The 21,102-nt window shown below is 57.1% G+C and carries 21 protein-coding genes; 19 read left to right on the forward strand and 2 right to left on the reverse strand.

Annotated features, from left to right (window positions below):
- From rutC to AC1DUO_RS07235, 14 genes are all read left to right on the forward strand, one after another.
- Entirely contained in the window at positions 1-387 is a 387-nt protein-coding gene (gene rutC / locus AC1DUO_RS07170; protein WP_013576309.1) for a pyrimidine utilization protein C, read from the forward strand.
- A gap of 42 nt (positions 388-429) precedes the next feature.
- Positions 430-1,269, forward strand: coding sequence for a pyrimidine utilization protein D (gene rutD, locus AC1DUO_RS07175; RefSeq protein ID WP_013576310.1), 840 nt, complete (start codon positions 430-432; stop codon positions 1,267-1,269).
- Positions 1,254-1,844 carry a malonic semialdehyde reductase gene (locus AC1DUO_RS07180; RefSeq protein ID WP_119261824.1) on the forward strand — a complete coding sequence of 197 codons (591 nt, stop codon included), beginning with the start codon at positions 1,254-1,256 and terminating at the stop codon, positions 1,842-1,844. The genes rutD and AC1DUO_RS07180 overlap by 16 nt, the downstream gene beginning before the upstream one ends.
- Positions 1,845-1,874: 30 nt before the next feature.
- Complete coding sequence (gene rutF / locus AC1DUO_RS07185; protein ID WP_119261825.1) at positions 1,875-2,480, forward strand: NADH-dependent FMN reductase RutF; 606 nt, start codon at positions 1,875-1,877, stop codon at positions 2,478-2,480.
- Between the two features lie 32 nt (positions 2,481-2,512).
- Positions 2,513-3,859, forward strand: a complete 1,347-nt coding sequence (gene rutG, locus AC1DUO_RS07190; protein WP_119261826.1) for a pyrimidine utilization transport protein G — start codon at positions 2,513-2,515, stop codon at positions 3,857-3,859.
- A 254-nt stretch (positions 3,860-4,113) separates the two neighbouring features.
- Positions 4,114-5,754 carry a TIGR04028 family ABC transporter substrate-binding protein gene (locus tag AC1DUO_RS07195; protein WP_013576314.1) on the forward strand — a complete coding sequence of 547 codons (1,641 nt, stop codon included), beginning with the start codon at positions 4,114-4,116 and terminating at the stop codon, positions 5,752-5,754.
- A 16-nt stretch (positions 5,755-5,770) separates the two neighbouring features.
- Positions 5,771-6,730: an ABC transporter permease gene (locus AC1DUO_RS07200; RefSeq protein WP_119261827.1), complete on the forward strand. Its 960-nt coding sequence runs from the start codon at positions 5,771-5,773 to the stop codon at positions 6,728-6,730.
- Positions 6,727-7,590: an ABC transporter permease gene (locus AC1DUO_RS07205; RefSeq protein WP_013576316.1), complete on the forward strand. Its 864-nt coding sequence runs from the start codon at positions 6,727-6,729 to the stop codon at positions 7,588-7,590. Before AC1DUO_RS07200 ends, AC1DUO_RS07205 begins: the two co-directional genes overlap by 4 nt.
- Positions 7,587-9,206, forward strand: a complete 1,620-nt coding sequence (locus AC1DUO_RS07210; RefSeq protein ID WP_119261828.1) for a dipeptide ABC transporter ATP-binding protein — start codon at positions 7,587-7,589, stop codon at positions 9,204-9,206. Before AC1DUO_RS07205 ends, AC1DUO_RS07210 begins: the two co-directional genes overlap by 4 nt.
- A gap of 27 nt (positions 9,207-9,233) precedes the next feature.
- Positions 9,234-10,295: a putative FMN-dependent luciferase-like monooxygenase gene (locus AC1DUO_RS07215; protein ID WP_119261829.1), complete on the forward strand. Its 1,062-nt coding sequence runs from the start codon at positions 9,234-9,236 to the stop codon at positions 10,293-10,295.
- Complete coding sequence (locus AC1DUO_RS07220) at positions 10,292-11,401, forward strand: alkylhydroperoxidase domain protein (RefSeq protein WP_477986909.1); 1,110 nt, start codon at positions 10,292-10,294, stop codon at positions 11,399-11,401. The genes AC1DUO_RS07215 and AC1DUO_RS07220 overlap by 4 nt, the downstream gene beginning before the upstream one ends.
- Positions 11,394-12,254 (forward strand): VOC family protein, encoded by an 861-nt coding sequence (locus tag AC1DUO_RS07225; RefSeq protein WP_013576320.1) that lies wholly within the window; start codon positions 11,394-11,396, stop codon positions 12,252-12,254. The genes AC1DUO_RS07220 and AC1DUO_RS07225 overlap by 8 nt, the downstream gene beginning before the upstream one ends.
- Before the next feature lie 322 nt (positions 12,255-12,576).
- A complete protein-coding gene (locus AC1DUO_RS07230; RefSeq protein WP_119261831.1) occupies positions 12,577-14,058 on the forward strand; it encodes a sugar ABC transporter ATP-binding protein in 1,482 nt (493 codons plus the stop codon).
- Between the two features lie 11 nt (positions 14,059-14,069).
- On the forward strand, positions 14,070-15,065 hold the full coding sequence (locus AC1DUO_RS07235; RefSeq protein ID WP_015690214.1) for an ABC transporter permease: 996 nt from the start codon (positions 14,070-14,072) through the stop codon (positions 15,063-15,065).
- Between the two features lie 627 nt (positions 15,066-15,692).
- Here AC1DUO_RS07235 and AC1DUO_RS07240 read toward each other — a convergent pair.
- A complete protein-coding gene (locus tag AC1DUO_RS07240; protein ID WP_112198505.1) occupies positions 15,693-16,229 on the reverse strand; it encodes a GNAT family N-acetyltransferase in 537 nt (178 codons plus the stop codon).
- Positions 16,230-16,256: 27 nt separating this feature from the next.
- Entirely contained in the window at positions 16,257-16,826 is a 570-nt protein-coding gene (locus AC1DUO_RS07245) for a helix-turn-helix domain-containing protein (RefSeq protein WP_013576324.1), read from the reverse strand.
- A 179-nt stretch (positions 16,827-17,005) separates the two neighbouring features.
- Between AC1DUO_RS07245 and AC1DUO_RS07250 the strand changes: the two genes are divergently transcribed.
- The 5 genes from AC1DUO_RS07250 to AC1DUO_RS07270 are packed head-to-tail and all read left to right on the forward strand — an operon-like array spanning position 17,006 to position 21,100.
- Positions 17,006-17,866, forward strand: a complete 861-nt coding sequence (locus tag AC1DUO_RS07250) for a MerR family transcriptional regulator (RefSeq protein ID WP_112198504.1) — start codon at positions 17,006-17,008, stop codon at positions 17,864-17,866.
- Positions 17,856-18,311: a nuclear transport factor 2 family protein gene (locus AC1DUO_RS07255; protein WP_231576108.1), complete on the forward strand. Its 456-nt coding sequence runs from the start codon at positions 17,856-17,858 to the stop codon at positions 18,309-18,311. Before AC1DUO_RS07250 ends, AC1DUO_RS07255 begins: the two co-directional genes overlap by 11 nt.
- The gene (locus tag AC1DUO_RS07260; RefSeq protein ID WP_119261832.1) at positions 18,311-19,027 is read left to right on the forward strand and encodes an SDR family NAD(P)-dependent oxidoreductase; all 717 of its coding nucleotides are present in this window, start codon (positions 18,311-18,313) and stop codon (positions 19,025-19,027) included. Before AC1DUO_RS07255 ends, AC1DUO_RS07260 begins: the two co-directional genes overlap by 1 nt.
- Position 19,028: 1 nt before the next feature.
- Positions 19,029-20,387, forward strand: a complete 1,359-nt coding sequence (locus tag AC1DUO_RS07265; protein WP_119261833.1) for an NAD(P)/FAD-dependent oxidoreductase — start codon at positions 19,029-19,031, stop codon at positions 20,385-20,387.
- Positions 20,384-21,100: a DUF1365 domain-containing protein gene (locus AC1DUO_RS07270; protein WP_013576329.1), complete on the forward strand. Its 717-nt coding sequence runs from the start codon at positions 20,384-20,386 to the stop codon at positions 21,098-21,100. Before AC1DUO_RS07265 ends, AC1DUO_RS07270 begins: the two co-directional genes overlap by 4 nt.
- Positions 21,101-21,102 lie beyond the last annotated feature (2 nt).

Raw genomic sequence — 21,102 nt, forward strand, 5'->3', positions numbered from 1 at the left:
ATGCCTAAAAGCGCCATTATTCCGGCTGGCAGCGGCGTTCCGCTGGCACCTTTTGTTCCGGGCACCCTCGCCGATGGCGTGGTGTATGTTTCCGGCACGTTGCCGTTTGATAAAGACAACAATGTGGTGCATGTCGGCGACGCCGCTGCGCAAACCCGCCACGTACTGGAGATCATCAAAAAGGTGATCGAAACCGCAGGCGGCACAATGGATGACGTCACCATGAACTCAATTTTCATCACCGACTGGGCGAACTACGGTGCGGTAAATCAGGTTTACGCCGAATACTTCCCGGGCGAAAAACCGGCACGGTTCTGCATTCAGTGCGGGCTGGTGAAACCGGATGCGCTGATTGAAATCGCCTCGATTGCCCATATCGGCAAATGATGCGTGCGATGGAACCTGTCCTGAACTCCCTGAGGTAACAGCATGTATTACAAGGTACTGGGTAAGAAAAATGCTGATGCAGAAACCGTCGTGCTTTCCTCCGGCCTCGGCGGTTCCGGTGGTTTCTGGCAGCCGCAACTGACCATGCTCGCGGAGCATTTCCGCGTGGTGGTCTATGACCAGCACGGTACCGGCGTCAGTCAGGGCACGGTGCCCGCCGGTTACCGGATGGAAGACATGGCCGATGAACTGGCGGGTATGCTCAACGGGCTGGATATCAGCCGCTGTCATCTGGTCGGTCACGCGCTCGGCGGCATTATCGGCCTGCATCTTGCCCTGCGTTATCCGGCGTTGTTGCAAAGTCTGGTGGTGATTAACGGCTGGACGAAGCTCGACAGCCAGACGCGGCGCTGCTTTGAAGTGCGGCAGAATTTACTGCTCAACAGCGGGGTCGATGCCTACGTGCAGGCGCAGCCGCTGTTTCTGTATCCGGGTGACTGGCTTTCTGAACATGACGCGTTATTGCAGGAAGAGCGCCAGCATCAGGTGGCGCATTTTCAGGGGATGGAAAACCTGCTGCACCGTTTGCAGGCGCTGATGAATTCAGACCTGACGGCGTCGCTTGGACAAGTGATCACCCCGACGCTGGCTTTCAGTTGTAAAGACGATTTGCTGGTGCCGTGGTCGCGTTCGGTCGATCTCGCTTCCCGTCTGCCTAACGGCGAACACACGCAAATGCTGTACGGCGGCCACGCCATGAGCGTAACCGACCCGGAAACCTTTAACCCGATTTTACTGGACTGGCTGCTGCGGCACTCATCGCAAGCGTCCGCTACGCCGTCCGGTCACCTGCCCACGGAGACATCATGGCCGAAGCATTAACCGCCACCGCGCTGGCAACCTTATTCACCGAAGCCCGCACGCACAACGGCTGGCTGGATAAACCGGTCACCAGCGAACAACTGAAAACGATTTACCAACTGGCGCGCATGGGGCCGACCTCAGCCAACTGCAGCCCGCTGCGCATCGTGTTTATTCAGAGTCCGGAGGCGAAAGAAAAACTGGCTCCGGCGCTTTCGGGCGGCAATCTGAAAAAAACCATGACTGCGCCGGTGACGGCGATCATTGCCTGGGATCCGGAATTTTACGAACTGCTGCCGGAACTGTATCCCTCCGGCGATGCCCGTTCGTGGTTCACCTCCAGCCCGCAACTGGCGCACGACACGGCATTTCGCAACAGCAGCTTGCAGGCCGCGTACCTGATCATGGCCTGCCGCTCCCTCGGGCTGGATACCGGGCCGATGTCCGGTTTTGACAACGCCAGAGTCGATGAAACATTTCTGGCGCAGGAAGGCTGGAAATCTAATTTCCTGATCAACATCGGTTACGGCGATCACAGCAAAGTGTATCCGCGTGCACCGCGCCTTGATTTCGACCGCGCCTGCCGCGTGCTGTAAGCATCAATGAAAAAATTTGAGGACACGACCATGCCATCAACCCTGAACGCCACACTGCCTGTTCCCGATATGCCAGTCGTCGAGAAACACGCTGCCGTTGAAAAACACGCTGCCGTTGAGAAACACGCTGCCGTTGAGAAACAAGCCGCCGTTGAAAAACAAGAGTACCGCGATGCGATGGCGCGCCTCGGCTCAGCCGTCAACATCATCACCACCGACGGCCCCGGCGGACGTGCAGGTTTCACCGCCTCCGCCGTATGCAGCGTCACCGATTCGCCGCCGACATTGCTGGTCTGCCTGAACCGCTCAGCGTCGGTGTATCCGGTCTTCAAAGAGAATCAGGTGCTGTGCGTTAACACGCTGGCTGATTGCCATGAGTCACTGTCCAATTTATTCGGTGGAAAAACGCCGACGGAGCAACGCTTTGAAGCCGCTGAGTGGGAACGCCTCGCCACCGGCTCACCGATCCTCACCGACGCGCTGGTGTCGTTTGACTGCAAAGTCACGCAAATCACCAGCGTCGGCACCCACGACATTTTGTTTTGTGAAGCCGTTGCGTTACGACGCAACGACGACAGCCACGGACTGGTGTATTTCGACCGGCGCTATCACCCGCTGATGCGTCAGATAGCCTGATAACTCAATCCTCAACTTAGTAAGGGTCGTGCATGGCAAATACCTGGTTTCCACAATGGCGTAAAAGAGAAGGCAATCTGGATGGCGCAGTGATCGCACCGGATGAACGATTGCCGTTCGGATCGACAGTAATCATGGGGCTGCAACATACGGTGGCGATGTTTGGTGCCACCGTGTTAATGCCATTGCTGATGGGTTTTGATGCCAACATGGCGATTTTGATGTCGGGCATCGGCACCCTGCTGTTCTTCCTGGTGGTCGGCGGACGCGTACCCAGTTATCTCGGTTCCAGCGCCGCGTTTGTCGGGCTGGTGATCGCTGTGACCGGCTACAGCGGCCACGGCGCGAACCCGAATATCGGCGTGGCGCTGGGGGGCATTATTGCCTGCGGCGTGATTTATACATTGATCGGTTTTGTGGTGATGGCAGCCGGTACGCGCTGGATTGAACGTCTGATGCCGCCGGTCGTCACCGGTGCGGTGGTGATGGCAATTGGTCTGAACCTCGCGCCGATTGCCATTAACAGCGTGTCGGCCTCTTCATTTGACAGCTGGATGGCGGTAATGACCGTGCTGTGTATCGGCTCGGTGGCGGTGTTCACCCGCGGCCTGGTGCAGCGCCTGTTATTGTTGCTCGGTCTGGTGGCGGCGTACCTGATTTACATGGTCATTACCAACGGCCTCGGGCTGGGCGCACCGGTAGATTTCAGCGCCGTGGCACAGGCGCCGTGGTTTGGCATCCCGGCCATCACCACGCCGGTGTTCAGTTCTCACGCCATGCTGATGATTGCGCCAGTGGCGGTGATTCTGGTGGCGGAAAACCTGGGCCACATTAAAGCCGTGGCCGGTATGACCGGCAAAAATCTCGACCCGTACATGGGCCGCGCGTTTGTCGGTGACGGTCTGGCAACCTTACTTTCCGCCTCGGCGGGCGGCACCGGTGTCACGACTTATGCCGAAAACATCGGCGTGATGGCGGTCACCAAGATTTACTCCACGCTGATTTTTGTTGCTGCGGCGATTGTTGCCATTGTGTTGGGCTTCTCGCCCAAGTTTGGTGCACTGATCCACACCATTCCGGGGCCGGTACTCGGCGGCGCATCGATTGTGGTGTTCGGACTGATTGCTGTGGCAGGTGCCCGCATCTGGGTACAAAACCAGGTGGATCTGGGACTTAACGGAAATTTGATCATGGTGGCAGTCACGCTGGTACTGGGCGCAGGCAACTTTACCCTGAGTCTGGGCGGCTTCAGCATGGGCGGCATCGGCACAGCCACGTTTGGTGCCATTTTACTCAATGCCTTCCTGAGTCGCAGCAAACAGGTAAAAATTCAGCCTGAAATAAAAGCTGGCACAGAAGCTGCATTAAAAGATCACTGACGACCTCAGTTTCTCCTTAGCTCATCATTTTTGATGATCGCCAGCGGTTAGCCGGTCCACCCGTCCGGATTAGCCGCTGGTTTTTTTCTTTCTGCCTCCCGCACATTTTCCCTAATGCCGTTTCCAGCTAACGATTGCAAAATTCCTTCGTTCACCTCCCCCTTAAATTGGTTTGTTATGGGTTCAGCACTTTGGTTCTAAGCACACCAAAGTCATCACCTGTCACCATGACCAATAAGAAAAAGGGTTTAACGATGAAGAACATTCGCCGGATTAACGCGGTGACCCGCGCACTGGCTTTAGGGGCACTTCTCACCAGCACGTTTTCTGCCATCGCCGCCGACGGCACACCGGTTCAGGGCGGCACGCTGATTTATCTTGAACAGCAGGCGCACACCAACCTGTATCCGCCCGCAGGTGGCTTCTACCCGAACGGCGGCATACTCAATCAGATCACCGACAAACTGACTTACCAGAATCCGAAGACGCTGGAGATTGAACCCTGGATTGCTGAATCCTGGTCATTCAACGCAGATAAAACCGAATACACCTTTAAACTGCGTCCGGGCGTGACCTTCTCCGACGGCACGCCGCTCGATGCCAACGCGGTCGCCAAAAACTTTGATACTTACGGTCTGGGCAACAAAGAGCATCACCTGCCGGTCTCCGAAGTCATCAACAATTATGACCACAGCGAAGTGGTTGATCCGCTGACCGTGAAGTTCTATTTCAAAAAATCCTCGCCGGGATTCCTGCAGGGCACGGCAACCATTGGCTCCGGTCTGGTGTCGCTGAGCACGCTGGATCGTAATTTTGATGCGCTGGGCGACGCCACGCACATCATCGGTTCCGGCCCGTTTGTGGTCAGCAAAGAAACGCTGGGGCGTGAAGTCGATCTGACTGCCCGCAAGGATTACAACTGGGGGCCGAAAAACCTTAAACAGCAGGGTCGCGCTAACCTCGACGGCATCAAAGTGATCGTGACCGGTGAAGACAGCGTGCGTATCGGCGCACTGCTGGCGGGTCAGGCTGATTTCATCCGTCAGGTTCAGGCGTATGACGAGAAACAGGCCAAAGACCAGAACTTCCCGCTTTATGCCGCGCCGACCAAAGGCGTTAACGACAGCATTTCGTTCCGGCCGGACAACGCGCTGGTGTCGGATCTGAAAGTGCGTCAGGCGCTGCTGCACGCCACCAACAGCAAACAGGTGGTCGATACGCTGTTCTCACCAAACTATCCGCAGGCCACTTCGGTGATTGCCAAAACGGCGGCCGGTTATGTCGATCTGAGCCACAAACTGACCTACGACCCGACGCTGTCCAAAAAGCTGCTCGATGAGGCGGGCTGGAAACCAGGCCCGGACGGCATCCGCCAGAAAGACGGCAAAACGCTGTCACTGACTATTTATGAATCGCTGCCACAGCCGCAGAACAAAGAGGTGTTGCAACTGGTTTCCCAGCAATGGAGCCAGGTCGGCGCGAAGCTGAATATTCTGGCGGGCGACGCGGGCAGCCGCGTAGCGGATAACCTCGATCCGGAGAAAACCCCGGCTAACGTGGTGGAAGTCGGACGCGCCGATCCGGACGTCATCAAAAGCTCCTTCTACCCGACCAACCGCGATGCGCTGCTGCAAAAAGGCGGCCTCAGCAGCAAAGTGAAAAGCTTCCGCGACGACAAACTTAACGATCTGCTGACCGCGATTTCTGCCGAAGTCGATCCGAAAAAACGGCTTGAACTGACCGGTGACGTGCAGAACTACCTGCTCGATCAGGCGTATGTCATTCCGATTTTCGAAGAGCCGCAGGTGTTTGCCGGTGCGCCGTATTTCAAAGGCGTAAGCTTTGAAGCGGTCGGGCGTCCGAGCTTCTACGGCGCATGGCTGGAAAAGCATTAACAGACGGGAGTAAATCATGAGCCGATACGTGAGCGGTCGATTCGGGCAGGCTTTGCTGGTGTTGTGGGCGGCGTTTACCGTCTCCTTCATCCTGTTGCAGGTGCTGCCCGGCGACGCGATTCTGATTAAATTCCAGAACCCGGACATGGGATTAAGCCCGGCACAAATCGCCGATATGCGTGCCGCTTACGGCGCGGATGTGCCGGTCTGGCAACAATATCTGCATACGCTGGGCAATTTTCTGCGCGGGGATCTGGGTTACTCGATTCAGGCTGGCGTACCGGTCACCGAATTACTCAGCAGCAACTTTCCGCCGACACTGCGTCTGGCACTGATGGGTTTTGCTCTGGCCGCCGTGGTGGCTTTTGCGCTGGCATTTCTCTCCAGCCTGCTGCATTTCGGCTGGCTGAAAAATGCTTTGCAGGCGCTGCCGTCGCTGTTTATTTCCATCCCGACCTTCTGGCTGGGCATCGCGCTGATTCAGTTTTTCTCGTTCCATCTGCGCTGGATCCCGGTGATTAATCCGGGTGAATGGGTCGGGCTGATTCTGCCGGTTATCACCCTGGCGGTACCGATTTCCGCGCCGCTGGCGCAGATCCTCATCCGCAGTATTGATCAGGTGCAAACCCAGCCGTTTGTCGCCGTCGCCCGCGCCAAAGGTGCCAGCCGCAGCGGCGTGTTGTGGCGTCATGTGGCGCGCAACGCCCTGCTTCCGGCGCTGACCATTGCCGGTTTGTTGTTTGGCGAACTGATTGCCGGGGCGCTGATCACCGAAACCGTCTTCGGTCTTAACGGCCTCGGACAACTGACCCAGCAGGCAGTGAATAATCAGGATGTCGCCGTGTTGCAGGCGATTGTGGTGATTTCCGCCGCCGCCTTTGTTGGCATCAATTTACTGGTCGATTTGTTGTATCCGCTGCTCGACCCGCGCCTTAAAACCTCTGCCTCTAAACATTCAGGAGGAGCCACCGCATGAGCAGCTTACCGCTTGGCAAAAGCATTCTGTCGTTGCCGGTGACACAGCGCCGCCGCTGGAAACCTGCCCGCCTGCAACCGGGGTTAATTCTCGCCTGGCTGGTGATGGCGACCGTCATTTTGTGGGCGATTGCCCCCGGCTTATTTACGGATTACAGCGGTACCGAAGGGATTGCCGGTGCGCAGCGTCTGGCGCCGCAGGCCGGACACTGGCTGGGCACGGATCAGCTCGGCCGCGATGTGTACGCACGCATTGTGTATGGCGCATCGCATTCCCTTTCCGGTGCACTGGTCGCGGTGGCGCTCGGGCTGGTGTTCGGCACCGCGCTAGGGCTGGCGGCGGGTGCCAGCGGCGGTCTGGTGGATGCCATTGTCATGCGCATCAATGACGTATTGCTGTCAATTCCCGGCCTGCTGTTGTCACTGAGCGTGATTATTCTGCTCGGCTTCGGCACGGTGCACGCAGCGATTGCCGTCGGTGTCACGTCGGTTGCCAACTTCGCCCGCCTGGCACGCGCCGAAGTGGTGCTGGTACGTCACAGCGATTACGTCGAAGCCGCGTACGGCAGCGGCGGATCCTTCTTCGCTGTTTTGTGGCGACACATTTTGCCCAACTCGCTGACCTCAGTGATCGCCTTCTCGGCGTTGCAGTTTGGCAGCGCGATTCTGGCGATTTCCACCCTGAGTTTTCTCGGTTATGGCACGCCACCGCCGACACCGGAATGGGGTTTACTGATTGCCGAAGGCCGCAATTACATTTCCACCGCCTGGTGGCTGACCACCTTCCCCGGCGTGGTGGTGGTTTTAGTGGTGCTTTCCGCCAACCGCATCAGCCAGTCATTACGCAGGAGAACGCGATGAACGCACAGGCCACTTTTACGCATGACGCTCCGCCGGTTCTCGAACTGGAAAACGTATCGATTGCCTACGACGGCAAACCGGTGGTGCATAACGTATCGTTTTCCATTAACGCCGGGGAGGTGCTGGCGCTGGTCGGCGAATCCGGCTCAGGGAAAACCACCACCGCACAGGCGATTATTGGCCTGCTGGCAGAGAACGGCCATATCGAACAGGGCGAAATCCGTCTGAACGGTTCCGACATCAGCCAGTGGTCGCAGCGCCGTCTTGATGCCCTGCGCGGTGCGCGCATCAGCCTCATTCCGCAGGATCCGACCAGTTCGCTGGATCCGGTGAAAACCATCGGTTCGCAGGTGGCGGAAATTCTCGATATCCATCAGCGCCTGCCGCGTGTGCAGCGCGACGCCCGCGTGGTGGAACTGCTGTCACGCGTCGGTCTTTCGCATCCTGAGCAACGGGCGAAACAGTATCCGCACGAGCTTTCCGGCGGCATGAAACAGCGCGTTTTAATCGCCATTGCCATTGCGCTGCAACCGGCGCTGATCATCGCCGATGAGCCGACCAGCGCGCTGGACGTCACAGTGCAAAAACGCATTCTGGATTTGATCGACGAACTGCGCCGCGAATCCGGCACCGCCGTGTTACTGGTGACACATGACCTGGCGATTGCTGCCGAACGCGCCGACCGGTTGCTGGTGTTCCGTCACGGCAAAGTGCAGGAACAGGGCATCACACGCGAGGTGCTGAGCGCACCGAAAAGTGATTACACCCGCCAGCTTTTCGCCGATGCCCCGGCCCTTTCCGGCCGTCACCGTGCACAACTTCGCGCAGCGGAAGATCCGGTGCTGGTGGTCGAAAACATCACCCATGATTTCACGCTGGGTGGCAAACATCAGGCGGCGTTCCGCGCGGTGGATCACGTGTCATTCAGCATTCCGCGCGGCACCACCCATTCGCTGGTCGGCGAATCCGGCTCTGGCAAAACCACGCTGGCGCGCATTCTGCTCGGTTTTCAGAAACCGGACAGCGGACGCGTACTGATCGACGGTGAAGACATCACACGGCTAAAAGGTGAAGCCTTGCGGCAGTTACGCAAGAAAATCCAGCTGGTATATCAGAACCCGTTCGCCTCGCTGGATCCGTCGCAAACGCTGTTTCGCGTGATCGAAGAACCGCTGCTGAATTTCGAAAAAATCCCGGCTGCCGTGCGCCGTGAACGGGTGCTGGATATCGCCCGCCGCGTGGCGCTGCCGGAAGAATTACTCAGCCGTAAACCTCGCGAACTATCCGGCGGTCAGCGCCAGCGTGTGGCGATTGCGCGCGCGCTGATTTTAGAGCCGAAAGTGCTGATCCTTGATGAAGCCACGTCGGCGCTCGACGTCACCGTGCAGGCGCAAATCCTGACGTTACTTCAGCAGTTACAGGACTCACTCGGCCTGACCTATTTGTTTATTTCGCACGATCTGGCCACCGTCCGGCAAATCTCACACAGCGTCTCGGTGTTAAACCGCGGGCAGCAGGTGGATTCCGGCAATGTGGAAGACGTTTTCGCCCTGCCTTCCAGCGATTACACCCGCCAGCTTATCGATGCTATTCCCGGTCGCCACCGCGCCGCATAAACCAGACCATGAAACAAGAGGGACATTATGAGCAGTAAACGTCTTGGATTTTTCACCCGCCTGCTGGACAACACCAGTGCGCAGGAACGTTACCGGCTGGCGACCGAGCAAATCATTCATGCCGAACGGTTAGGTTTTGATTCCGCGTGGGTCGCGCAGCACCATTTTCATGAAGCCGAGGGCGGCCTGCCTGCACCACTGGTTTTTCTTGCGCAGGTCGCGGCGCATACCCGCTTTATCCGTCTCGGCACCGGCGTAATCACCCTGCCGATGGAAAACGCATTACGCGTTGCCGAAGACACTGCCGTGCTGGATTTACTCTCCGGCGGACGGCTTGAGGTTGGTTTAGGCTCGGGCGGCACACCGTCATCCTTCCCGCCGTTCGGGCTGGAAAGTCACGAACGCGGTACGGCATTTGGCAACAATCTGCAAACCCTGCTCACCGCCTGGCGCGGCGAACCGCTGGCGGGCACCGATAACCGCTTATATCCGGCGGCGCCGCAACTGGCGAACCGCGTCTGGCAGGCGACTTTCTCGGTGGACGGCGGCGCACGTGCCGGTAAATCCGGCGACGGGCTGATGCTCTCGCGCACCCAGCCACGTCCGGCGGACGCGCCGGATTTGCGTCTCGATGAGCTGCAAAACCCGATTATCGATGCCTATCTGGATGCACTGCCGGAAGGCGTACCGCCGCGCATCATGGGTTCGCGTACCGCATTCGTCACCGAAAATGGCGATGAAGCGCGTGAGCTGGCGCAAAAAGGCTTACGCCGTCAGGCCGAAAATCACCGTGCCAGCGGACAGACGGTGCAAGGCGACACGCTGGATGATTACATCCGCACCTTCGACGTGCATCTCGGCACGCCAGCGCAGGTGACCGCAACGTTGCAGGCCGATACCGCGCTGGCCCGCGTCACCGATCTGGCGTTTCAGGTGCATTCCATCGATCCGCCGCATCCGTATATTTTACGTTCCATCGAACTGATTGCCCGTCACGTTGCGCCCGCGCTCGGCTGGGTTCGCCGCACACCGCAGCGCAGTGTTTCCACCTCTTCTGCCGATTCCTCATTCTCAAGGGAAGCCCTATGACTACCTGTTCGACCGACCTGCTGGAAAAACTGGCCGATATTGCCCCGGATTCCGCATTGAAACAGGCTCGCGATACCCGCGACGCCGCCACCCGTCACGCACAGGGCAGCTATGACGCGCTGTTTACCGAACAGGATGGCGTGGATTTCTCACTGGCTGAGCGCCTGCGGCTGGCGCAAAACGTCGCGCGCTGGCACGGCGATTCGCAGCTGACTAACCACTATTCCGAGCGTTTGCAGGATTTGCCGGATATCGACGAAAGCGCGCGCCTCGACGCGGCACTGACCCACGGTGAACGTCTGAGCTTCAAACCCGCCAGCGCGACTCCGGAGCATTTGCAGGCACTGAAAAAAGCTGGCTGGTCGGTGGATGCCATTGTCACGCTGTCGCAACTGATCGCCTTCGTCAGTTTCCAGAGCCGCGTGCTGCGCAGCTACCGTCTGATCGGTGGCAAGCCGGTGGAGAACGGCAGCAATAAGCCGGTCGGTGCCGCGTTCTGGCGCACCGAACCGAACACGCACAGCGGCCGCGATGCACCACAGGCCTTTACCCAGGAAGAACTGGGCTGGGAGCCGTGGATCCCGGCGAAAAAACTGGAAGAATTTGATGAAGCCCAGCAGGCGATACTGGCGAAATTCGGCCATACCGATTCTGACTATTTCCGCCTGTTAGGTCGTAATTTACCGGTACTCGAACAGCGCACGCTGACCGACAAAGGGATTTTCTATACCTCCGGCGGGTTGCCGCGCAAAGAGCGCGAACTGGCGGCGACGGTTGCCAGCAAAATTAACGGCTGTATTTATTGCGCCTCGGTGCATTCGCGCAAAGCCAGCCAGCTTTCCAAACAGACGGAAGATGTCCAGCGTCTGATCGACACCCCGCCGGGCGGCATTCTCAGCAAAGAACAATCTCCGCGCTGGCAGGCTGAAATTGATTTCGCCGCCGCGCTTTCCGCTACCCCACCGGTCGCCACTGAGCAGCACATTGCGGCGCTGCGCGAGCAAGGTTTAAGTGAGCTGKAGATTGTCGATCTGGCGCAGTCTGCGGCGTTCTTCGCCTGGGCAAACCGTCTGATGTTAACGCTGGGAGAACCGTTTAATGACTGAAGCACAACATTCGCAGCCCCTTCGCCCGCAGCTTGATCACGTGGTGATCAACGTCGCCGAACAACTGGATCAGGCCGGGCAGCAGTTCCGCCGTCTGGGGTTTCATCTCACGCCGCGCGGGCATCACTCGCTGGGATCCAGCAATCATCTGGCGATTTTCGGCGAAAACTATCTTGAACTGCTCGGCTATGAGCCGGGCAACGCTCACACCCGCAAAGACCTGTGGCAGGCACCGCTTGGCCTGACCGGTCTGGTGTGGAAAACGCAGAATTCATCGGCGGTATACGAACATCTGCAACAGCAAGATATTGCCGGTTCCGCACCGGCGGAGTTCTTCCGCCCCGTCGGGCTCAACGACGGCACTTCACCGAATGCGCGATTCCGCACCGTACCGCTGGCCGCCAGCCGCGTACCGAATGGCCGCAGTTTCTTTTGTCATCATCTGACGCCGGAACTGGTGTGGCGCAACGAATGGCAACACCACCCGAACGGTGTTGCCGATATCACCGGTTTCGTGATTTCTGCGGCAAATCCGCAGGAAGCCGCTCAGGTGTATGGCGAATTGTTTGGTGTCAGTGCGCTGGAGTTCAAACCGCAGGAAGTCGTGCTGCGCGCAGGCCGCGCCACCGTCCGGTTTATCACACCGGAGCAAGCCGCCGCCGAATTCGGCATTGTGCCGGAAGGCGAGAACGGCAGCGCCCGCATGGTCGGACTGGAATTCGCCACGCGGTCGCTGGAGGCAGTACGGAATAGTTTACGGGTCGGGGAAATACCTTTCAGGGATGACGTTAACCGTGTGTCTGTCCGGGCAGCGGACGGGCTTGGCGTGGCGCTTGGATTCAGCGAGGAATGATCTGCTTTTAGCTCCTCCCCCTGCGAAGGGGGAGGCCGGGAGGGGGTTTTAAGTATTAACGCAAATGCCTGTCCGGTAACTTAACCCGCTGATTTGTCTTTAATACCCCACCCCAACCCTCCCCTTCGCAGGGGAGGGAGTCGATCGAGTTTCCGCTGAAGACTTTAGATCTTTTCGCTCTTAGTTATCACTTTTATTTTGTTGCTTAAATTCCCTGATATGTTAAAACTCTGCTACTGCGAGTCTTAGACGGCTAAACGTCTAAATCCCCAACCGTCTATTTAATAAGGCCCAACGCCCAGTGACTTCCTCCCTCCTTGAGATGCGTAATATCTCGATTTCATTTGCCGGTTTCCCTGCCCTGCGCCAGGTGGATTTCACGCTGGAAGGCGGATCCGTCCATGCATTAGTCGGCGCAAACGGCGCGGGGAAATCGACGCTGATGGCGGTGCTTTCCGGCACGCATGACCATTACAGCGGGCAGATCACTATCGACGGCGAAGCGGTAAATATCCGCCTGCCGCATCATGCCCGCGAGCACGGTATTCATCTGGTGCAGCAGGAAGTGGATGTCGCGCTGGTGCCGACGCTGAACGTTGCGGAAAACATCATGCTCGACCGCCTTTCCGAACCGGGCCATCTGCATAACTGGCCGCAGCTTTACCGCCAGGCGCAACTGCTGACTGAGCAGCTCGGCCTGAACATCAGCCTGCGGGCGCGGATCGAAAGCTGCACGCTGGCCGAGAAACAACTGATTTTGCTGGCGCGGGCGTTATCGCATAAATGCCGTTTTCTGATCCTTGATGAACCGACCGCCCCGCTGGATCAGGCGGAAAGTGCACGCCTGTTCGCGCTGGTCCGCAAGCTGAAAGCCGCCGGAATGGCGATCGTATTTATCTCGCACCGTATTCATGAACTGCGCGATATCTGCGACCGTATGACGGTGCTGCGTGACGGGCGTCTGGTCAGCGATGACAGCATGGACGGCCTGAGCAACGAGCACATTATCGAGAAAATGATCGGCCATCAGCTCGACGATATCTATCCGCCGCGCCGCCCGCCGCACAGCGGTGAAACGCTGCTAAGCATTCACGGGATGCACGATAAAGACAAACTGCGCGATATCTCGCTGCGACTGCATCGTGGCGAAATTCTTGGCATCGCCGGGCTGGCGGGTGCCGGAAAAACGGAACTGTGCAAAGCGTTGTTTGGCGCAACGCCGAGTCAGGTAGAAAGCGGTGAGCTGAATGGCAAACCGTGGAAGCCGAAGGAGCCGCACCTTTCTGTCGAACAGGGGCTGGCGTTAGTACCGGAAGAACGGCGCAAGGAAGGGATTTTCATTGACGAAAATATCCCGATGAACCTGAGTGTGACCGCTGATGACACCTTTTCGCGCTGGAGTATTTTCAACGCGCGCCAGTCGCTGTCATGGGCAAAAGACATTATCAGCCGCTTAGGCATTCGCGCTTCCGGGCCGATGCAGAAGCTGGCCCGGCTTTCCGGCGGCAACCAGCAAAAGGTCGCCATCGGGAAATGGCTGCGCAGTGAGAGTCAGGTGTTGATCTTCGACGAACCGACCAAAGGCGTGGACATCAAGGCCAAAACGGACGTGTTCAGGCTGATCGACGGCCTGGCGCAACAGGGAAAAGGCATTATTTATGCTTCCGGTGAGTTCGCCGAACTGGTCGGTTTATGCGACCGCATTCTGGTGTTATGGGACGGCCGTATCGTCGCCGAACTGAACGCCGCAGACGTCGACGAAGAAACCTTATTAGTCTATTCAACCGGAGGAATACCCGCGTGAACAAAGCCGTGGTGAGTAAAGAAAACGTGCCCGATGCCCGCCAGCCGTGGCGTCATCAGCTGTTCGAATTTTTATATAAATGGGGCATGTTGCTGACCGTGGTGTTGCTGATCGCCGCTTTTGGTCTGGCGTCAGATAACTTCCTCGAACCGTCGAACATCATAAATATCTTGCGTTCGATTGCCATCGTGACGGTGATTGCCATCGGCGTGTCGATTTCCCTGGCGGTCGGCGGCTTCGATTTATCGGTCGGCTCAACGGCATCGCTTGCCAATGCGCTGGTGATTTCGATGTTCGTCTGGCACGGTTTTGGCACGACCGAAGCGATACTTATCACGCTGGCGTTGTGTACGCTGGTCGGCCTGTTCAACGCCTTTCTGATCGTCATCCTGAAAATTCCTGACATGCTGGCAACGCTCGCCAGTCTGTTTGTGATTCAGGGCGCAGCGATGACTTACAGCTACGGCGGTTCCATCACTGAAAACATGTTATTGCCGAGCGGCGACATGGCCGAAGGCACGGTCCCTGCGGTGTTCAGCCTGCTCGGTCAGGTGCCGGTGATTGTGATCGTGATGGCCGTCGTGACCATTGCGGTGCAACTGTTTATGTCGCTGACCAAGCATGGCCGCCGCATGTACGCCATCGGCGGAAATCCGCTGGCCGCACGTCTGGCGGGGATCCGCACCGCGCGCTACCGCGTGATTGCTTATGTGATGTCATCCGTGCTTGCCGGTGCAGGCGGGATTTTGCTGGCTTCACGCATCGGTTCTTCGCAGGTGAATGCCGGTGGCGGCTATCTGATGGATGCCGTTGCCGCCGCTTATATCGGTTTCTCACTGGCCGGTTCCGGTAAGCCTAATGCGCTCGGCACACTGCTTGGCGCGGTGATTTTAGGCGTGCTGTCAAACGGGCTGGTGATGTTGTCGGTGCCGTATTATGCGATGGATATCATCAAAGGGCTGGTGCTGGCAGTGGCGTTAGCGCTGACGTATATCCAGAAGAGATAGCGGAGGCCGCTGCTATATTTCGGCCTCTTTAAGGTCAACACCGTGGGCTCGCCGCCCACACTGGCCCAAAGGGTTTTAAACGAAACCCTTTGGAATCCTGCGTTTTTTTAACTGCGCGCTTCGCTCGCTGACTATGTTTCAGCAACCACAGCGACAGGCTGGAAATCTTGCCGCTGCGCGGTACCTTCTCTCGGTCTTCGAGCCATAGGTCTCGAAGCCGCTCCGTTCAGCAAGATTTCTGAATCGCCCGCGGGATCTTAAATTCAAGGGCAGACAGTTTAAGATTTCAACATCAGTCAGGTTGTGAATTAAGAGCCTGAGGCCGGTTCCAAAATACCGCCGGACGAGAGGTGGAAAACCGCGCATGTTTTTGCGCGGGTTGTAACCCGATGGGAGGGAACCGCGCAGCGGCGGGATTTTGCGGCTATCACTGCGGCTGATGAAACATAGTCAGCGAGCGGAGCGCGCAGTGAAAGAGCCCGGGGGGTCTTGGGGGGCGGCGGCGATAAGCCGTCCCCCAAGTCGGTGTGGGCCGACGCCCACGACCTTGAATTTGAATTTGAATTTGAATTTGAAGTTGAAGTTGAAGTTGAAGTTAAAACCGCCCCTGATTCGGTCAAAATCAGATCACACCAGCACCTTATACATCACACTCGTCGACTCCAGCATTCCCCCCGTCGACATCGCATAATGCGGAATCGTCCCGCTCAGGGTGAAACCCTGATTTTCATACAATGTCTGTGCCGGACTGCCGGTGACGGTATCCAGCACCAGCAAGGTTTTGCCCTCTTCCCGCGCCAGCGCTTCAACCGCCGTCATCAGTTTACGCGCGATACCCTTGCGGCGGCCATCGGGGTGAACCATCAGTTTAACCACGTCACCGCGGTGCGCACCGTTGGCGGGCTGATCGACCACCAGTTGCACCGTGCCGATGATTTTGCCTGCCATGCGCGCCACCAGCAGGCGTTTTTCGCCACGCTCAAAAGCCGGTAACAGCTTTTGCCAGAACGCCTGCGCCTGCACAAAACCGAAAGGCAAAATAAAACCGATGCTGGCACCCAACGCCACGGACTGCATCAGGGTTTCGGCCAGCGCATCCAGATCGATTTGCGACAATACGCCGCCCTGCACTTCACTGATCACCACTTCATTGCTGTTTTGCATCATGTTAAACCTTACTCAGTCAGACATTTAAGGACGTGAAATGACGATGGCGTAGCGGGCATCTGCCGGGCCGGGTACGTAGAAAGAAGTCCTGCCGTGAAGATGAAAACGCAGGCAGTCGCCCGGTTCCAGCCGGTAACTGCGGCCATCGAGCACAAATTCCAGTACACCTTCAAGCATCCAGATATGCTGTTCGAGTCCCTCTACCGGCGGTGCGTCGTAAGTAATGCTGGCGCCAGCTTTCAGCACACCTGAAATCAACTCAGCACGAAAACCCGGTGCTGGTGCGGAAACGGAACGACGCTCGAAGCCGGTTTCCCGGTCATGCCACACCGGTTGTTGCGATGCGCGGATAAGCTCCGGGGGGTTATCTTCCAGCGCCATCAGCAAACGGGAAGTGGTCAGCCCGTAAGCCGCACTCAGTTTGCCCAGCAACGAGGCCGTCGGGCTGGTCTCTGCCCGCTCCACGCGTGAAAGTGTCGCGCGGCTTATGCCGGTCATCTGCGCCAGTTGTTCAAGTGACCAGCCCTGGCTGACGCGTAATTCAGCCAGCCGTTCCGCCAGACGGAGATCGTGATTGTCCTGCCCTTCTCCCATTTTCTTACCCTGCCGTGAAATCTCAATACAGGGAAAATATCTCTTATATGAGAATATCGCAAGTTAAAAAAGTGTAACCAAAAGGATTTTCCAAGTTGTACAGAAATAATAAAGTTGTACAACTTTACGATGTGGCGCTAGAGTTAGCTTATAAGTGGTATGAATATTTGGATGGAAATATGTCTCTGTACAGCATCGGTGAAGTCGCCCGAATTTGTGGTATCAACCCGGTCACGTTGCGTGCCTGGCAGCGGCGTTATGGCCTGCTGAAGCCACAGCGCACAGAGGGTGGCCATCGTCTGTTTAATGATGATGATCTCGACACCATCCGCACCATTCTGGGCTGGATCAATCGCGGTATTCCGGTTGGTCAGGTGAAATCTTTGCTGGAAGGTAAAGTGGACGTGCTACCCGGTGGCTGGTCGCAGTCAGAACATCAGCTGCTGACCGCCTTACAGGATGGCCGCCCGCAAAAAGTTCGTCAGTTGATGCTGGAGTTCGGTCGTGAATACCCGGCGGTAACATTTGTGAATAACGTGCTTCGCCCCCTGCGTGAGCGCCTGAGTTCCGGCGATTCACGACTGCTGATGCTGCGCAGCCAGCTTGACGGTCTGATCATTGAACACGCGGTGATGTGCATGAACGCCGCCCGTAAGCGTCCCGGACCGGCTGCCACGCTGATCGGCTGGGGGAACACAGACAGCACCGAGTTGTGGCTTGAGGCCATTGTGCGGTGCGAAGAAGGTTTGCAGGTCGAAATATTGCCGGTTCCTCTCAGCGAGCCGTATCTGGAAAACCTGAGCGGCTCGCAAATTCTGTTGTGGTCCGAAGGCAAGCTGACGCAGGTTCAGCGCCAGCGGCTGCAGAACTGGATGGCGCAGGGTTTGTCGATCATCCTGCTGGGCAGCTCAGCTATCCTGCTCGGCGCAGAAGAAACAGACGCTAAGGAAGATGAGTTCAGCGCCTCCCCCGATGACGATGATCATCGCGCCAGTCTTCGTATTGAGCCTGTTCGCCGGGAGGGAAAAAATGATGCTTAAACATGCTTCTGAACACGCAACCCCGGCCGATGTTCTGGCACGGCTGTGCGAATTTTACCGTCACCTTGATATCAGCCGCCTGCCGCAGCTTTCCCTTATTTATCATCCGAATGTGGTGTTTATCGATCCGGTTTCACATTACGACGGCGTGGATGCGCTGGAACACTATTTTGCGCAGTTGCTTGAGAAAACGAATTACTGCCGCTTTGAGATCCAGCCTCCACTTATTCAGGGTGATGAAGTGTCGCTGTTCTGGCGGATGGAATTCTCACACCCGGCGTTGAAAAAAGGTCAGGCAATGTTTCTTGATGGCACAAGCCATCTGCGCCTGAATGAAAACCTTATTATCTATCAGCGCGATTATTACGATCTCGGTGCCATGTTGTACGAGCACATTCCGGTGCTCGGCGGTGTCGTGCGCGCCGTCAAAGGCAGGTTGAAATAATGGGGCGCGTACTGATTACCGGTGCCAGTTCTGGCATTGGCAAACAACTGGCACTGGATTATGCCAGCGGAGGCTGGGAGGTCATTGCCTGCGGGCGAGATGGCGCAAAGCTGACGGCCGTCGCCGCCACCAGCCCGCTGATCATCCCGCTGTGTTTTGATATCACCGATTTACAGGCTACCCGTGAAGCATTGCAGGGCAGGCAGGCCGATTTAGTGATTCTTTGCGCGGGCACCTGCGAATATCTCGACAACGGCGTCGTCGATGCCGAGAAAGTCATGCGGGTGATGAACACCAATTTTTCCGGTCCGGTCAATTGCCTCGACGCCCTGCTCCCCGGCTTAGTGCCCGGCAGCCGGATAGCGCTGGTGGGTTCCGTCGCCTGGCTGCTGCCGTTTTCACGCAGTGAAGCCTATGGGGCATCCAAAGCCGCGCTGGCCTTTTTTGCCCGCTCTCTGGCGGTTGATCTGGCGAAACGTCAGATTCACATTTCGCTGATTCAGCCGGGTTTTGTCGAAACACCACTGACATCGCGCAATGACTTCCCGATGCCGATGATGGTGAGCGTCGCCCAGGCGTCGAAGCACATCCGAAAAAAACTGGCGCGCGGTGCGAGTGAAATCGCCTTCCCTCCGCTTTTTGCCCGTTTACTCAAGGTGCTCTCCTTGCTGCCCGTCAGTTTGCAACAATGGTTATGCCGGAAAATGGTGAAATAAAATGACAACAAAAGTGGCGATTGTAGGCAGCGGAATTTCAGGGCTGAGCTGTGCCTGGCTGCTGACAAAAAGTCAGCCCGGCTGTGAGATTACCGTCTTTGAAGCGTCTGAAACCTTAGGCGGACATACTGCCACGCAGGATGTAATTTCCGACGGAAAAGAATACGCCATCGATACCGGTTTTATTGTCTATAACTCCCGGACATACCCGCATTTTATTGCCCTGCTCAAAGAACTGGGCATTGAAGGACAGCCGACGGAAATGAGTTTTTCCGTACGCAATCCGGTTAATAAACTCGAATACAACGGCCACTCGCTGAACAGCCTGTTTGCCCAGCGCCGCAACCTGCTCAAACCGCAATTCTGGCGCTTTATTCTCGAGATCCTGCGGTTTAACAAACTGTGCAAGGCGCGCCTGCTGAATCCGCACAATGACGAAGATACGCTGGCTGACTTGCTCGATCAAAACGGTTTCACCCCGTTTTTCGCCCTGCATTATGTGCTGCCGATGGGGGCGGCCATCTGGTCTTCTTCGCTGAGCGATATGGCGAATTTCCCTCTGTCGATGTTCCTGCGCTTTTTCGATAATCACGGATTACTGGACGTCAGCAACCGCCCGCAATGGATGGTGGTCCCCGGCGGTTCACGGGAATATATCCGCCGGATGCAGGAAAAACTGCCGGCCCGCGTCAGGCTGCTGACCAGCGCACCGGTCAGTAAAGTCGTCCGCACACCCTGCGGTGTGACGCTGCATTCCCCGCATGGCGAGGCGCATTTTGATCAGATTATTTTCGCCTGCCATTCCGATCAGGTGCTGACCATTCTGGGTGACAACGCCACTGCTGATGAGCAAAGCATTCTCACTGCCCTGCCTTATCAGAGCAACGACGTCATTTTGCATACCGATACCCACCTGCTGCCTCGCGAAAAACGCGCCTGGGCGAGCTGGAATTATCAGTTGCCGAACGCGCTGAATCTGGCGGACAACGCGGATATACGCGACAGCAATCCTTCGCACTGCCGCCGCGCCAGCGTGACCTATAACATGAATATTTTGCAGGGGCTGAATACGCCGCAGACATTTTGCGTGTCACTCAATCCGCTGACGCCGATTGATGAAAACAAAGTCCTGTTCCGCACCACGTATATGCACCCGGTTCTCAATCTGGCCAGCCGCCACGCACAGCAGGAACGCCACCGGATCAACGGCCACAACCGCACCTGGTTCTGCGGTGCGTACTGGTACAACGGCTTTCACGAAGACGGTGTCAACAGTGCGCGTGACGTGGTGGAACAACTCAATCTGCAACTTTTCAGTGCGCAGCAACAGAATGAGCAGGAAAAACGGGAGGCGTCATGAACAGCCAGTTGTATGTCGGCACGGTGCGCCATCGGCGGTTTACGCCGGTTGAACACCGATTCGACTACGATATTTTCATGCCGCTGATTGACCTTGATGAACTGGACCAGTTACCTGCACAAGGTATCCAGCTCGACCGGTTTTCCGCCGCCAGTTTTCGCCGCAAAGATTATCTCGGCGGCGGTGATATCAAAACCAAAGCGCAGGCGAGAATCGAAGCGCTGACCGGCGAACGCCCGGACGGGCGGGTGATGTTGTTATGTCAGTTGTGTTATTTCGGCTGTTATTTCAATCCGGTGAATTTTTACTATCTTTATGATCAGCATGGTGTTTTGCGCTGGATGCTGGCCGAGGTGCGCAATACCCCCTGGAACGAACGTCACACCTACGCCGTTCTGCCTGACGGTTCACAACCGGTGCCGAAAGCCTTTCATGTGTCGCCCTTTAATCCGATGGACATGGTCTATCACTGGCGGCTGACACCCCCTGGAAAGCAGTTACACATCACTATCGAAAATCACCGTAAAGAACGGGAATTCGATGCAGCCCTTTCACTGACAGCCCGTCCGCTGACCCGCGCGGCGTTGCGTCAGCAATTGTGGCGGCTGCCTGTCATGACCGCTAAAACCGCACTGACTATCTACTGGCAGGCACTGAAACTGTGGCTGAAACGGGCGCCCATTTATTCTCATCCTCCCGTTGATAAGGACTGACC

The organism is Rahnella sp. P4_A8, from assembly GCF_056402435.1.